Origin of the sequence: Ignatzschineria ureiclastica (assembly GCF_003121845.1) — a bacterium.
GTDB classification, from domain to species: Bacteria; Pseudomonadota; Gammaproteobacteria; order Cardiobacteriales; family Wohlfahrtiimonadaceae; genus Ignatzschineria; species Ignatzschineria ureiclastica.
In genome coordinates this window covers 495,817-510,127 of sequence record NZ_QEWQ01000001.1, presented here as the reverse complement: position 1 = coordinate 510,127, position 14,311 = coordinate 495,817, and the positions used below count along the sequence as shown (strand labels likewise).

The following is a 14,311-nucleotide window of genomic DNA, read 5'->3' as shown; positions in this document are numbered from 1 at the left end:
ATATATAATGAGAGGGTTTTTAGTTTGAAGCTATTGTGAAAAAGACAGTGAGTAATTATCGCTACTACGATAACCGTCCCATCAAATATCCTGTCATTGCAAGTGACCCCATCACTGTTTGATCATTAAAGATGAGCGTTTCATCTTTAGAAGATTGTAATCCCATAATGTAGAGTAGCGGTAGAAAGTGTTCATCAGTAGGGATTGCAAGTTGTAATGCTTCATTACCATCTCGAAACTCTTGCAAGGCGATGTTATCTCGTGCAAGAACTTGTCGGTTAATGATCTCTCTTGCTTCTTCTGCCCAATCGTAACCGCCATCTTCATTGTGAAAATCGATACGGCGTAAGTTATGAACGATATTGCCACTACCTATAATGAGAACGCCTTTTTGTCGTAAGGATTGCAATGTTTGGGATAATTCAAAATGTCCCATCGCGGAGAGATTGGTATTGAGGCTCAGTTGTAATACAGGAATATCTGCTTGTGGATAAAGGTGGCAGAGGACAGACCAAGTACCATGATCTAAGCCCCAGATATGATCGAGTTGAATGGAATTGACCATCGATTGGATCTGCTCCGCTAATAAGGGGGCACCGGGAGCAGGGTATTCCATCTGATAGAGCGCTTGAGGAAAGTGATAAAAATCATGAATAGTCGGTGGAGTCGGCATTGCCGTCACGCGCGATCCATCTGTTTCCCAATGCGCTGAAATGGAGAGGATCGCTTTAGGCTTAGGGAGGTTTTCCCCAAGTGTTCTCCATGTTTGGGTAAATTGATTATCGCTCATTGCATTCATTGGGCTACCATGACCTATAAAGAGAAGCGGCATCTCCTCTGTCTGAGGGAAGTTTGCGGTGATTATTTTAAGTTGCTGCAAATTCATAGTACCTCCTAGTAATCAGAGCGAATATTCAATAACTACAGATCAAAAGATGTCGTTAATTTCAGAATAATTAGTTGGTATAACAATATGTTACCAATATTTTATTCAAAATTGTATGAGCCCTATCACGTATTGTCTGCTTTGCATAATGATGTAGGATAGAGCTATTCGAGTTATTAAAAATTAGGCTTATACTCGAAGTGGTCGGTAGCAACAGCATCTGTGAAGACATTGAGACGTGGTTTATGGGTGATCATATTATTGATCAAAACATTGGGGAATACCTCAATTTTCGTGTTATAACGCTCTACATTGCCATTGAAAATTCGAATACTGGCGGCGATATTATTTTCAAGTTCGGATAATTCTCGCATAAAGCTTTGATAGATATTGGAAGCTTTCAGTTCCGGATAGTTCTCTGCCACCATATTGATATTATTGAGTAGCGCTTTGGATTGCTGATTCACTTTCGTGAGTGCCTCAATATCGGTCTTATCTGGTGAGATCTGCTGTAAAGCGGAGCGAAGTTCTGTGACATTTTGTAGTACCGAAGCTTCGTGAATCTTGTACTCTTCCACCATCTTTTCAAGGTTCGGCAGGAGTCTTGTTTTCTTGAGCTCTTCGGCGATCACATCTGCCCAAGCCCGTTGGCAAGCATTATAGAAAGTAATAATGCTGTTATGAATCATGATAATCAATAACAGGAGTAAGGCGATAATCGCAAGTAGAATTAGTAGTGGTGTTGACATAAAGATCTCCTTTATCATTCTTTATAATCTATAGGCTCATTATTGTGGAGCCGTTATCGGTGTTTCATTATGATCGAGACTGTTGCTGATGATTAATCCCTCTTTGAGAAATCAACATCATTGAAATTATGATCATTTTCGCACAATATCGTCTCAAGGTCTTTAAGGGTTCTCTCTAGTTTGAGCGCCGTAGATTTGCCAGATAGTTCTGCGATAAATTGCGCTGGGTTCGAGAGATCATATTGTTGCGGTACTTTTAGGAGATCCTTATCATCAAATGAGAAGCAGAGCTCCTGTTCTTCATTGACCTCAAGAACGATTTTTTGATAGTGTTTAGCGAAATATTCCAATTGTTCAACCGTTGTCGGTGTTAAGAAACGGGCCGCTTGTTGGGGTATTTGACTATAGACAATCATCGTCTTACGAAAGTTGAGTGATGCTGGCGCATAATCTCCCTCATTGAGCCCAAGGAGTCGTCTATTGGCGGCGATGACAATGGGGGCGATTTGGGTCATGGTACTAATGGATTGTAGATTAAGAATCAAACCATATCGGTCAAAATGCTCAAGCACAGTCTCTTGACTCATCTTGCCATCATTACCTCGTTTTTCCACAGTGCGTTGATCAACATAATGGAGATGATAGTAATGGTAGGTAAAAGTGAGTTGATCACCTTGGTAAATCCCCTTTAAACATTCCCGTAATTCTCGCGAGTGATTGCCTCGATCGAAGTCTGATAATCGTTCGAGGAGTGCCGGTAATTGGTAATATTTTGAAGAATCATGTGAAAGCTGGTTATCAAAAAGAAAATCTTGATAGAAGATTTTAGTCGAAAGATTATCGAGCAGTTTTCGGCGAGTCAAAAAGCGGCGAGCGAGAATAATGGCGACAAAAATAGAGAGAAAAGAGAGAAAGAGCGCAAAACCCTCTCCTGTTCTATGGTAGAAGAGTGTACTCCCGATGAGGAGCAGAAAATCGAGCGCAAAGTAGAGATAGAAATCCCGCTGATCAAAGGCTAAATTCCCCTCAAAACTTTTGGCTTCCTCGACAACAGCGATAAGCGCTTGCGGGGTCTTTGCATCTTGTAGGGCGTGATCGATATGGTCAATAAACTGCTTTAACCGTCGATTATGGGCGATTAAGGCCATGTTTCTCTTTCTCCTTATTCTATTGATTGTGACAATATGTTATCAGTCAATGCTATCATTTAAGGGCGATAAATCGGAAAAACTCAAAAAAAAAGCTAGCCTGTGAGGATTAGGCTAGCTTTGAAGGTCATTTAGGATGCTATTTGAAGCGCATTAATTTTCAGCGTTAATTTTTAAAGTGAGTATAGCGAATAGTGTAGGTTAAGACCTTTTCACTATTGGCAGGAATCGTCACTTTCCAAGTAACGCCTTCACTATTCGAACTCGTCACCTTATTGTTGGTATCGATCACTTCCCAATTTAAGTCATCTCTATCGGGAATCATTTCTTGAACTGTGACTTCAACTGCCTCAGATTTAGCATTTGAGAGCGTTAGTTGATAACTCATCTCTACTTCATCTTCATTAATAACCTTGAAATCCGTTGATTGACGTTTTTGTGTCACATCAAAGGCCTTACCACTATTAAGTACGACCGTTTGTTGATTCGGCGTCGTAGGTAATAGATCTTCCCCTAAGAATGTCGTAGCGCTAGAGTCTTCATAGAGACGAATAACGCCAGAAGGGAGTGGAAAGCCAAGGTGAGATGTATCGTTATTTTGGAAAGAGATACGAATTTCGGCATTGGTTAAATCCATCTTATCGGATTCGCGCTGATAAGATGCGTAGTTCGTGAAATGATAATTTTTTTGATAAGGAATGGCTTCACTCGTGAAGAGCATTAATTGGGTCTCTTCATTATTTTTGAGTGTTGAAATGGTAGGAATATCATATAGATAAAAATCACCGATAGATTGCGATGGGATAGAGATAGAGTCATCCATCATCTCCATTTTCGCAGAAGCCATCAGAGCCATATTGTAACGTGGCTCAATACTATTGCGAATAATGTTAGGTTCGCCTGCAATGAGACGAATTTTGGCATTTTGATAATCAAGACCACTACTGTTATTGATCGTTGCCCAGCCTTCTAATTTGAGTATTTTCTGGGAGTCATCAAGCTGCGCAATATAATCCGTACTCCAATTTAATCCACCTGTGAGATAGGCTAAATTAGCTTGATAGGGGGATTTTTTTTCTGGTAAATTTTTTAAAATTACCGATAGTACAGGCGTATTACTTAATCCTTCAGGCAACGTATCAAAGGCAATACGTGCATTCTCTGGAAGATTGAGTTCAATACGGTCTTGATATTGAATAATGATTCCGCCGTTATTCGAGAGAATGGTCGCTGTCTCTGCTTTCTCTTGACCCTCGTGGGTTGTTAAGATCTTGACTTGTTTGCCGACAAAATCATCAAGCAGCGTATGAGGCGAAAGAATGTTGCGATCTAGTTTTTTGGCAACGATAGCGGGTACTTTTTCCCCTGCTTCTTTAGCCGTAAAGTTGAGCATTAATGAAGAGGTATTCGCTGATGGAGAGATGCCAGAGAGAAATAGCTCGCTATTTTCTTGATTGAGTTCTAATGGTCTTGCTTCTTGAACTAACGCAATATTGCCTTGATAGATAGTGATAATAGGTTGTTGCTGAGAGGTCGCTGTTTCTGCATTAGCCAAGAATGGTAAGGCAATAGATGAAGCAATTAGTGAAGGAAGAATTGTGTGAATCATTTTAGATTTCATCTTGAGCTACTCCTTGAGTCTGAAAAAATGTGCAAAAACGGTTTTACATCAATTTTTGTTGATAAAAAATGAAAATTATTCGATAAATTTTAATAGTTTTCGGCGATAATGGGAGTATAGATTGATATAAATTGTATCTTATTAGAAAATTTTAACAAGATAGCGACAGATAGAAGAAAATAATGTGTTGTAATATCAAATATCATCAGACATATATATTACTATATATTAGACAATTTATTAGAAAGTTAATTCTTTTTATAGATTGATTTATAGTAGTGTGTAGCTAGGAGTAGTACGGCATCAATCTTCTGTCATTATTGAATGCAGAATTAGTTATCAGGTCAATTAATTGTTATTGATTAAAGTAATAATTGACTACGAATTATTGAATGGGAGGTCTTATGGCATCATCAACGAAGCTTATCTTAACCGAATCATCCATTAAGCTAAATGCAGCACCTAAGAGTAAATCTGAAGCAATTGAACAAGTCGGAGAAATTTTGGTAGCAGCGAATGCTGTTGAACCCAACTTCGGGGCGAGCATGCTTCAGCGAGAATCTGTTTCTAATACATATCTTGGTTCCGGAATTGCGATTCCTCATGGAATGGTTGAGGATAAATCTTCGATTAAAGAGGATGCGATTGCCGTGTTACAAGTGCCGGAAGGCGTTGAATGGAACGATGGTGAAAAAGCGACTTTAGTCGTGGGGATTGCGGCAAAAGGGGATAACCACATTACGATTCTGCGTCGTTTAACCCGTTTGATGCAAAATAAAGAACTTCTTACACAATTACAAACGACTAATGATCCTTCTCTTATTTTAAAAGCATTATTGGACGATGATGCGAGTGCTAACGCTCATAATGCAGGTAATACTGACGCGGCAACAGACTTCGCGGAGAAATTTGAATGGACTGTTGACTATCCTTCAGGTTTACATGCGCGTCCTGCAACTGCATGGTCAGATGCGGCGAAAGCATGGGTTGAGCAAGGGATTAAAATTCAAGTGCGTCACCAACAAGAAGTAGCGGATGCTAGCAATATGGTGGGATTACTTCAGTTAGGCTTAAGGGAGGGAGATCAAGTTGTGATCTCTGCCGAAGGTGATAAAGCACAAGATGCTTTAATGCAACTGAAACAAGTGATTACGAGCCTTTCAAAAGGGGAGATTGAGGCCGCGAAAAAAGCAGCTGAAGCCTTAATGAATGTTAAACATGGTGGATGGAAGCCTGCAGCAGAGATTACGCCGATTGCCGGTGTGACAGCAAGCCCTGGATTTGCAATGGGGCAAGTCTACTACCTTGAATCAAAAGTGCTTGAAATTCCTGATCAACCTGAGCCACTCATTAGTGCGAGTGATCGTTTAAGCCGTGCGTTAGAAAAAACACAACTGCAACTTAAATCGGTGGTGGATGATATTACCCGTCGTTTAGGTGCCAAAGATGCTGAGATCTTTAAAGCACAATCAGCCCTTTTAGCGGATGAAGAGTTAATGACACTCGCTAGCCAACAAATGGTAGCAGGTCATGGTGTTGCTTGGGCTTGGCATGAAGCGGTGGAAGTGAAAGCGAATCAATTAGCGAGTAATGGTAATCCTCTAATTGCCGCTAGAGCAATCGACCTTCGTGATATCGGGCAGCGGGTATTAGCGAATATTGATAGTAGCTTGAAGAAAAACTCATTGACAGATCTACCTGCCGGTGAATTTATCGTCGTCGCAGAAGATTTAACACCATCAGATACAGCTGGTTTAGATCCGAATAAAGTGAAAGGGATTGCAACATTTGCCGGTGGACCTACTTCTCATACGGCTATTTTAGCAAGAACTTTAGGTATTCCTGCCGTGGTTGCACTTGGTGATAAGATGGGGGATAAATTAGGTTCCACGCTAGCTGATCTTGGACAAAAACATACCTTGGTTGTTGATGGAGATGCCGGACGTGTTTATCTCGATCCTTCAGAAGAGAATTTAGCTTCTGCGAAAGAGTGGGCAGCGCAATTAGCGGAGAAACGCTTAGAGGCAGAGAAAGGTCGTCAATTACCGGCAACGACAACAGATGATGTGAATATTATTATCGGTGCGAATATTAACCGTCCTGACCAGGTGAAATTAGCCCTCTCAGAAGGTGCAGAATGTGTTGGTTTGATGCGTACTGAGTTCCTCTTCCTTGAGCGTGGTGATACGCCGACAGAAGATGAGCAATATGCCACTTACCTCGAGATGGGGCAAAAACTTGAAGGGCGTGAGCTTATTATCCGAACACTTGATATCGGGGGCGATAAACAAGTGGCGCATCTTAAATTACCGCATGAAGAGAATCCTTTCTTAGGAGTGCGTGGATCTCGACTCTTATTAAGACGTTTAGATCTGATGTTGCCACAATTGCGTGCACTTTATCGTGCGGCAAAAGAGGTGAGCAATATTAAGATTATGTTCCCGATGATCACTTCTGTTTCAGAAGTATTAACGCTCAAACAATATTGTGAAGATGTGCGTAGTAGCTTAGATGCGCCGGAAATTCCCATCGGAATTATGATCGAAGTGCCGGCGGCTGCGGTATTAGCCGATAAACTTGCGGAACACGTGGCTTTCTTCTCAATTGGTACGAATGACTTAACACAATATACCCTTGCAACTGACCGTCAAAACCCTGTATTAGCGGCGGAAGCGAAAAGTCTGCACCCTGCGGTTTTACGTCTGATTGATTTAACGGTAAAAGGGGCACAAAAACATCAACGTCCAGTGGGTGTTTGTGGTGGTTTAGCGGGCGATCCTTTAGGTGCACAGATCTTGATGGGCTTAGGTGTGAGTGAATTATCGATGACACCAAGAGATGTTGCGGCAGTGAAAGCCGGTATTCGTAAAAAATCTTTTGCAGATATTAAAGCGCTTGCTGAAAAAGCCCTCTCATTTGAGAGCGCCGATGAAGTGGAAGCACTTCAAGGAGGCGATGAATGAGCACTATTCTAGCCATTACGCTCAATCCGGCGATTGATCAGACTATCAAAGTACCGCTCTTAACTGTCGGTGCGGTACAGCGAGCGGAGTCTGTCCATTACAATGCCGGCGGTAAAGGTATTATGGTGGCCTCTTGCTTAGCGGATTGGGGGCAGTTTTCTATTCGTGCCGGTGGTTTGTTAGGGGAGAGTAATTCTCAGATTTTTGAAGAAGCACTGAAAGCCAAATCGATTCAAGATTGCTTTGTGCGCGTCTCAGGGCAAAATCGCACGAATATCAAAATTGTCGATCAAAATGATACAACTGATATTAATCTACCTGGCATTGCAGGAAATGAAGTGGCTTTACAGCGTGTTGCCGAGACTTTTGCAGAACAGAAACCTGCATTATTGGTTCTTTCAGGTTCTTTAGCTGAAGGGATGCCGGTAGATAGTTATCGACAATTGATTAAAGTAGCACCGCAAGGGAGTAAGGTAATTCTTGATGCATCGGGTGAAGCCTTAATTGAAGCATTGAAGGGCGATCGTTTACCATTTGCTGTGAAGCCCAATGAAGTAGAACTTTCTCAATGGGCCGGTCGAAAGTTAGAAACGACGGAAGCCATTTTGACAGAAGCCCGAAAATTAGTAGATTTAGGGGTTGCATTAGTAGTGATCTCTATGGGTGGAGAGGGTGCTTATTTCCTCTCTAAAACAGGAACGCTACGCGCCTATCTTAAAGCACCGAAAGTGCTTACAACAGTAGGTGCAGGAGATGCAATGGTGGCAGGAATGACTGCGGCTATTGCAGAAGCCTCATTAACAGATTCTACCGATGAACTAGATCTTGAGCGTGTTGCACGCTTAGGAACAGCTTTTGCGGTGGGAACTTTAGGATTTATCGGACCTCATCTTCCGGAAAATAGTGTTGTCGAAACATTGGCACAAGCAGTTCAAATTGACAAAGTGGAGAAATAGATTATGAATCGAAAGTTATGGGTAGTCGTAGGACCACAAACTTCAGATGTCCGGCGTATTGTTGTTTTAGAAGCTTTGAAAGCGTCGGCAGAAAAAGAAGGTATTACCTTAGATCTTAATTCTTTAACGGAAATCGGACGTTTACCGCAGTTTTCGCAAAACCCAACAGCGCAGGACGCGGTGTTGTTAGTGGATCTTTCTGCCGATCAAGTCTCAGGTTTAAAAGGTCAATTCCAATCGGTTACAGCGGATGCGGTTTTAGATAATACTACTGAGGTATTACAGAAAGCCGTTGCCGGTCAAGCTTCAGGTTCCACTTCTTTAGCTAAATCAGATGCCAAGGCAAGTAGTGGTGATAATGGTGAAGAAGCATCGCATTCTGGTCCCATTAAAATTGTGGGTATTACCTCGTGTCCCACTGGGATTGCACATACCTTTATGGCGGCAGAAGGGTTGATTAACTCTGCTAAAGCGATGGGGATTGAGATGCGTGTTGAAACCCAAGGTTCAGTGGGTGCACAAGATACATTGACTGCGAAAGAGATTCGAGAAGCCGATATCGTAATGATCGCTGCGGATCGTGAAGTGGATCGTTCACGTTTTAATGGTAAACGTGTCTTCTCATCAGGTACTAAAAAAGCCATTAGTGATGGTCAAGGCCTCATTGAACAAGCACTGAAAGAAGCAAAAATGCAAAAAGGTGCGAGTAGTGATGCTGATGATGTAGAAGAAGATACAGGTGAAAAAGCGAAATCAGCAGGCGTTTATAAGCATCTGATGAACGGGGTTTCATTCATGTTACCGTTCGTGGTTGCCGGCGGATTGTTGATGGCCATTGCTTTCGCAGTCGGCGGTATCAACGTTGGAAAAGAAGAGGGGACTTTAGGATATTACCTCTTTACTATTGGTAGTAGCTATGGATTAGGCTTGATGGTTCCTGTATTAGCGGGATATATTGCTTTCTCAATTGCTGATAGACCCGGTCTTGCACCCGGTATGATCGGCGGGATGTTGGCAACGGCAACAGGTTCAGGCTTCTTAGGGGGTATTATTGCCGGTTTCGTAGCAGGTTATTTCGTGAGATTCTTAGTGAAATACCTCAAATTACCTCGCAATTTGGAAGGTTTGAAGCCAATTTTGATTTTGCCATTATTAGGTACCCTCTTTGTGGGTCTTATTATGGTTTATATCGTGGGTGAACCGGTGGCTTATATCCTACACGCACTTGAAAACTGGTTGAAAGGGATGCAAGGTGCAGGTGGTTTCCTTGTAGGCGCTTTAATCGGTGGTATGATGGCGGTTGATATGGGGGGACCTGTGAATAAGGCAGCCTATGCAACATCAGCAGCGCTTATCGGTTCAGGTGTTTATGAGCCAATGGCAGCTGTTATGGCAGCCGGTATGGTACCCCCGCTTGCCGCAGCGCTTGCAACGCGTCTCTATCGTAGTAAGTTCACCAAAGATGAGTATGAATCAGGAGCAGCAACAGGGGTTCTTGGTCTCTCATTTATTAGTGAAGGGGCGATTCCATTTGCCGCGAGAGATCCATTACGCGTTATTCCTGCATTCGTTGTGGGAGCAGCCGTTGCTGGCGGTATCTCAATGATGCTCGGTTGTGAACTTCGTGCACCACACGGTGGTATCTTCGTACTCTTTATTCCAGGTGCAATTAGTCACTTATTAGGCTATGTCATTGCAATCGTTGCCGGAACCGTTGTTTCAGCGCTATTACTTGGCGTATTGAAAAAACGTGTAGAAGTTGTGGCTCCTGCGAAGTAATCATTGCTTCTCAATATGAGCAGTAACGATCTACCATATACGGCGATATATTCACTATAAATAGTATTAGGGATATATCCAATACAGAAATACCCTCAAGATGAAGATCTGAGGGTATTTTTATGGGGATTGATAAAATTTTATTTTCAGAATAGGTGATTTCAAATCAAAGCTCTTTCGCGGCGGGAGGGAATACTTGCAATTCCATTACAATCGAGCGCCTGCAAGTGAGTGATCCTTAATCTAAACGTTTTTCCCGCTCTTCATCTTCTCGTTTATTTATTTGCCAATAGGCGCAGGCGAAGAAATCCTCTTTACCTTTTCCCATCTCTTGTCGAAGAAAGTCACGAAGTTTTTTAACGGTATGATATTCGGCTGTAATATGACTAAAATTCGATTCCGGCAATTGTTTCCATGCTTCTATTCCGCGAGAGGCTAATTCGCTACCTTGTTCCGGATGAGCATTCACAAGCCACTGAAGTTGAAGGTTTGCTGCTGTCTGATAATGAGCAGGGTGGATATCCGCTTCACTTAACACTTCTGTAATGACGGTTACAGATGCTGATGGTGGGACTGTCGAGACTAATGCGGAAACGACAGGAATACCGGTCATATCAGTGATAAAGAGATAGTGGTCTCGCGGGGGCAATACGTCTCGGTGAGCCAACTTCATAGCAAGTCCAATGGTGTCGCCGGCTTTTGCATTGCGTGCCCATTGGCAGGCAACGGAGTCTCCCTCGTGAATAACAAAATCAACCGTTAAATGTTGCTTTTCAAGATCAATGGCGCGATGGGTATAAGTACGTACAGTCGGGCGTAGGGATTCATCTTCAATCTCCCAGGCTTTTAGATCAGCATTATAACTCGGCATCATTACTTGGCTCACACCTTGCGGTGGAATAAAGAGTTTGTTATTCACACCTAAAGGTACCTCTGCAAAAGGGGTGATCTCTTCGCAGTGGAATGTCAGGCGTAAGTAGCTGGGTGTAATATAGTGCTTATCTACCAGTGAAACAGTTGTTCTATGGACTTTCATAAACCATCCTTTAAGTATTTAAACATCAGCGTGATGGTCCAATTTTGCGTAAAAGTTACCATAGATCGCTGAAATAGAGACTTTGTCAAAGTCTTAAAATTTATTCGTGAATACTCTATTTTATGGATCTTATTTTCAAATGCAATAGATTATCATTTGCATTTATTGAAGGATCTTGAAGACCGCTTTTATGAATATGATTTTTCAGAGATCATTTTCTGATTTTTTTGAAGAGATTGAGGAGTAAAGATCTGTTTTTTGCACTGTAGAAGTGTATTTTTATGCTTTTGTTTTTAAAGTGATTTTTATTCTATAAATTGGGGTTTTGATTTCAGTGAACTCAACTTTAATTAAAATAGAAGGTTCGATAACGAGAGTAGCCACTAGGCGATATTTTTATAGATTTATGTTAGAGTGTTCGATTGCTATTTAGCTTGATCTTTAGGCATATATTCAGTAAAATGCCCGAATCGTTTACCAGCGACCCCTAACGTTGATTTAAGCCAGTATTCTATGAGCGCCTAGCGCTTGCCGGTATTCTCGTTACCGGTGGATTGAATTGTTGGTCTTAGATTTTTTTGTTAGTGATTATTTATTTTGGAGTTTTCAATGAAAACATTTAGTGCAAAGCCTGCTGAAGTAACCCGTGAATGGTTTTTAATCGATGCAGAAGGAAAAACCCTCGGCCGTTTAGCGAGCGAAGTTGCAAGACGCTTACGTGGTAAGCATAAGCCTGAATTTACACCACACGTAGATACAGGTGATTATATCGTTATTGTGAATGCGGATAAAATTCGTGTAAGCGGTAACAAAATGCAGCAAAAAATTTACTACAAGCATACTGGTTATGTTGGTCATTTAAAAGAAACGACACTTGAAAAGATGTTGCAAACTAAACCTACGAACGTAATTGAGTTTGCGGTAAAAGGTATGCTCCCTAAAAATGCTTTAGGAAGAGATATGCTTCGTAAGCTTAAAGTGTACGCAGGTCCTGAGCATGCTCACGCAGCACAGCAACCTAAAGTTTTAGACATCTAATTAAGAAGAGAGAATTTATTATGGCAGTTAACCAAAACTATGGTACTGGAAGACGTAAAAGATCAGCAGCACGTGTCTTCTTACGCAAAGGTACAGGCAACATTATTGTAAATAACAAAGCAATTGATGAGTACTTCCCACGCGAAGTCACTCGCATGATCGTTCGTCAACCATTAGAACTTTTAGAGTCTACAGATCAATTTGATGTGATCGTAACTGTAAAAGGCGGTGGTATGAGTGGTCAAGCTGGTGCAATTCGTCATGGTTTAACACGTGCATTAATCGATTATGATGAAGCAAATCGTGCACCATTACGTAAAGCTGGCTTCGTAACTCGTGACCCACGTAGTGTTGAGCGTAAGAAAATCGGTCTTCGTGGTGCACGTCGTGCAACACAGTTCTCAAAACGTTAATTTCTATCGCTATTTTGAGTATGATAAAACAGATCAAAGCCTTTCTAGCGAAAGGCTTTTCTTTTTGGAATAACGGCGAGGAGCCAGTGGCAATGGAGCCAACAATCTATTCGGCAGATACGCATCCTATCCGTAATCGCCAAATTTCAAAAAATTCGATGACCGTCATTCAACGATTGAATCGCGCCGGATTTAATGCCTATTTGGTCGGTGGCGGTGTTCGGGATCTTTTGTTGGGTTTAGCACCGAAAGATTTTGATATTGTCACTGATGCACATCCAAATGAGATTCGTAAATTATTCCGCAATAGCCGAATTATTGGTCGTCGCTTTCGTTTAGTGCATGTCCTATTTGGGCGAGAAGTGGTAGAAGTTGCGACTTTCCGTTCTAATGAAGTGGATGATCGTTCGAAGCACTATCAGACTAATCAAGAAGGATTTGTTACGCGGGATAATATCTATGGAGATATTGATGAAGATGCAATGCGCCGAGATTTTACCATTAATGCGCTCTTTTATGATGTGCGTGACCAAACCATTATTGATTATTGTGGTGGTTTGGCTGATATGAAAAAACGGCAACTTCGTTTAATTGGAAACCCTACTGAACGATTCTTAGAGGATCCTGTGCGGATTTTGCGAGCAATTCGTTTTGAGGCAAAGCTTGGTTTCCAAATTGATTCTGCGTTATTAGCACCGATAGCTGAGCATCGGCAATTACTTGAAAATGTCTCACCGGCAAGGATGTATGATGAAGTCCTGAAGCTCTTTTTAACAGGGCATGGTGAAGCATCGTATGGGCGATTAATGGCGCATCAGTTATTTGAGATTTTATTCCCTTTAACTTATAAAGCATTAGCGCAACAAGATTTCCCGGCACAACATCTGCTACGTCAGTCGCTTCATAATTCAGATTTACGCGCTAAAGAGGGATTATCGAGTTCCCCTTATTTTGTGTATGGTTCTTTGTTATGGGAACCCTTTATTACCCGTTTTAATACATTAACCGCACAAGGTGTAAAATATCGCCAGGCTTCTGAACAAGCCATTGATGAAGTTTTTAAAATTCAGCATCAGATTACAGTGATTCCGCGTTATGTGCGTGAGTTTATTGAAGAATTATGGATATTACAATTTAGATTAGAAGCAAAAGTGATTCATCATCCTGAAAAATTGATGACAAATCCGCGTTTTAAGGCGGCTTATGACTTTTTACTACTTCGCGCTGAGGCGGGAGAGAGTGAGTCGGTTATCGCTCGAGCGAATTATTGGAAAGGGCAATTTTCTGTCTATGAAGCAACGCTTTTAGCGGATGAACAGCAACGTAACAGAGAAGAGCGCCGAGAAGTCAAACAAGCTTTGAAAAATGTCGTGAATGGACAAGATGATTCTACGAATGCCAATGATGGTTCTCAGAAAAAACGACCTTCAAGACGTAGATCGAAGAAATCCAAAACGGATCATCATCCCGGCGAGAATAAAGTCAATCTAAAGCCGATTGAGAGTAAATCGACTACAGGTAACGATAGGGCAGAAGGTGAAGTTAAGAAGAAACGCAAAAGACGTCCTCGTAAGCGCTCGAAGTCTAAAAATAATTCACAAGAGAGTGACTCTTGATAAGTAAGTGGTAATCGTTGATAGACTCTAATCAGTAGATTTATAAATAGGTATTAAAAAGGTAGCCCTGGCTACCTTTTTTGATGCTTACTTGTATTAAATACCG

General features: G+C 41.6%; 11 protein-coding genes. 6 read left to right on the top strand and 5 right to left on the bottom strand.

The annotated features are described in order from the left end of the window. Positions 1–64: 64 nt before the first annotated feature. The 4 genes from ygiD to DC083_RS02110 form a co-directional block, all read right to left on the bottom strand. Entirely contained in the window at positions 65–886 is an 822-nt protein-coding gene (gene ygiD, locus DC083_RS02125) for a 4,5-DOPA-extradiol-dioxygenase (RefSeq protein ID WP_109188604.1), read from the bottom strand. 176 nt (positions 887–1,062) lie between these two features. Next, complete coding sequence (locus tag DC083_RS02120; RefSeq protein WP_157954869.1) at positions 1,063–1,635, bottom strand: LemA family protein; 573 nt, start codon at positions 1,633–1,635, stop codon at positions 1,063–1,065. A gap of 92 nt (positions 1,636–1,727) precedes the next feature. Continuing rightward, positions 1,728–2,783, bottom strand: a complete 1,056-nt coding sequence (locus DC083_RS02115; protein WP_109188602.1) for a hypothetical protein — start codon at positions 2,781–2,783, stop codon at positions 1,728–1,730. A gap of 166 nt (positions 2,784–2,949) precedes the next feature. Then, on the bottom strand, positions 2,950–4,404 hold the full coding sequence (locus tag DC083_RS02110; RefSeq protein WP_109188601.1) for a DUF4139 domain-containing protein: 1,455 nt from the start codon (positions 4,402–4,404) through the stop codon (positions 2,950–2,952). A gap of 404 nt (positions 4,405–4,808) precedes the next feature. Between DC083_RS02110 and ptsP the strand changes: the two genes are divergently transcribed. Genes ptsP through DC083_RS02095 form a run of 3 tightly spaced genes read left to right on the top strand, consistent with a single transcriptional unit; the run spans position 4,809 to position 10,102 of the window. Beyond that, positions 4,809–7,367, top strand: a complete 2,559-nt coding sequence (ptsP, locus tag DC083_RS02105; protein WP_109188600.1) for a phosphoenolpyruvate--protein phosphotransferase — start codon at positions 4,809–4,811, stop codon at positions 7,365–7,367. Next, on the top strand, positions 7,364–8,323 hold the full coding sequence (locus DC083_RS02100; protein ID WP_109188599.1) for a 1-phosphofructokinase family hexose kinase: 960 nt from the start codon (positions 7,364–7,366) through the stop codon (positions 8,321–8,323). Before ptsP ends, DC083_RS02100 begins: the two co-directional genes overlap by 4 nt. Positions 8,324–8,326: 3 nt before the next feature. Beyond that, positions 8,327–10,102, top strand: coding sequence for a PTS fructose transporter subunit IIC (locus DC083_RS02095; protein ID WP_109188598.1), 1,776 nt, complete (start codon positions 8,327–8,329; stop codon positions 10,100–10,102). Between the two features lie 238 nt (positions 10,103–10,340). Here DC083_RS02095 and DC083_RS02090 read toward each other — a convergent pair whose 3' ends face one another. Next, positions 10,341–11,138, bottom strand: a complete 798-nt coding sequence (locus DC083_RS02090) for a siderophore-interacting protein (protein WP_109188597.1) — start codon at positions 11,136–11,138, stop codon at positions 10,341–10,343. Between the two features lie 609 nt (positions 11,139–11,747). Here DC083_RS02090 and rplM point away from each other — a divergent pair. The 3 genes from rplM to pcnB all read left to right on the top strand — a co-directional run bounded on the left by rplM (position 11,748) and on the right by pcnB (position 14,205). Further along, complete coding sequence (rplM, locus tag DC083_RS02085; RefSeq protein WP_026879266.1) at positions 11,748–12,176, top strand: 50S ribosomal protein L13; 429 nt, start codon at positions 11,748–11,750, stop codon at positions 12,174–12,176. A 20-nt stretch (positions 12,177–12,196) separates the two neighbouring features. Then, complete coding sequence (gene rpsI, locus DC083_RS02080; RefSeq protein WP_109188596.1) at positions 12,197–12,589, top strand: 30S ribosomal protein S9; 393 nt, start codon at positions 12,197–12,199, stop codon at positions 12,587–12,589. A 92-nt stretch (positions 12,590–12,681) separates the two neighbouring features. After that, on the top strand, positions 12,682–14,205 hold the full coding sequence (pcnB, locus tag DC083_RS02075) for a polynucleotide adenylyltransferase PcnB (RefSeq protein WP_157954868.1): 1,524 nt from the start codon (positions 12,682–12,684) through the stop codon (positions 14,203–14,205). The last annotated feature ends 106 nt before the right edge of the window (positions 14,206–14,311 follow it).

What these genes read in the sequence shown, in the direction of transcription:
- rpsI (WP_109188596.1), top strand. Translation starts at nt 12,197, where the DNA reads ATGGCAGTTAACCAAAACTATGGTACTGGAAGACGTAAAAGATCAGCA.
- DC083_RS02115 (WP_109188602.1), bottom strand. Translation starts at nt 2,783, where the DNA reads ATGGCCTTAATCGCCCATAATCGACGGTTAAAGCAGTTTATTGACCAT.
- ygiD (WP_109188604.1), bottom strand. Translation starts at nt 886, where the DNA reads ATGAATTTGCAGCAACTTAAAATAATCACCGCAAACTTCCCTCAGACA.
- DC083_RS02100 (WP_109188599.1), top strand. Translation starts at nt 7,364, where the DNA reads ATGAGCACTATTCTAGCCATTACGCTCAATCCGGCGATTGATCAGACT.
- DC083_RS02120 (WP_157954869.1), bottom strand. Translation starts at nt 1,635, where the DNA reads ATGTCAACACCACTACTAATTCTACTTGCGATTATCGCCTTACTCCTG.
- rplM (WP_026879266.1), top strand. Translation starts at nt 11,748, where the DNA reads ATGAAAACATTTAGTGCAAAGCCTGCTGAAGTAACCCGTGAATGGTTT.
- ptsP (WP_109188600.1), top strand. Translation starts at nt 4,809, where the DNA reads ATGGCATCATCAACGAAGCTTATCTTAACCGAATCATCCATTAAGCTA.
- DC083_RS02095 (WP_109188598.1), top strand. Translation starts at nt 8,327, where the DNA reads ATGAATCGAAAGTTATGGGTAGTCGTAGGACCACAAACTTCAGATGTC.
- pcnB (WP_157954868.1), top strand. Translation starts at nt 12,682, where the DNA reads ATGGAGCCAACAATCTATTCGGCAGATACGCATCCTATCCGTAATCGC.
- DC083_RS02090 (WP_109188597.1), bottom strand. Translation starts at nt 11,138, where the DNA reads ATGAAAGTCCATAGAACAACTGTTTCACTGGTAGATAAGCACTATATT.
- DC083_RS02110 (WP_109188601.1), bottom strand. Translation starts at nt 4,404, where the DNA reads ATGAAATCTAAAATGATTCACACAATTCTTCCTTCACTAATTGCTTCA.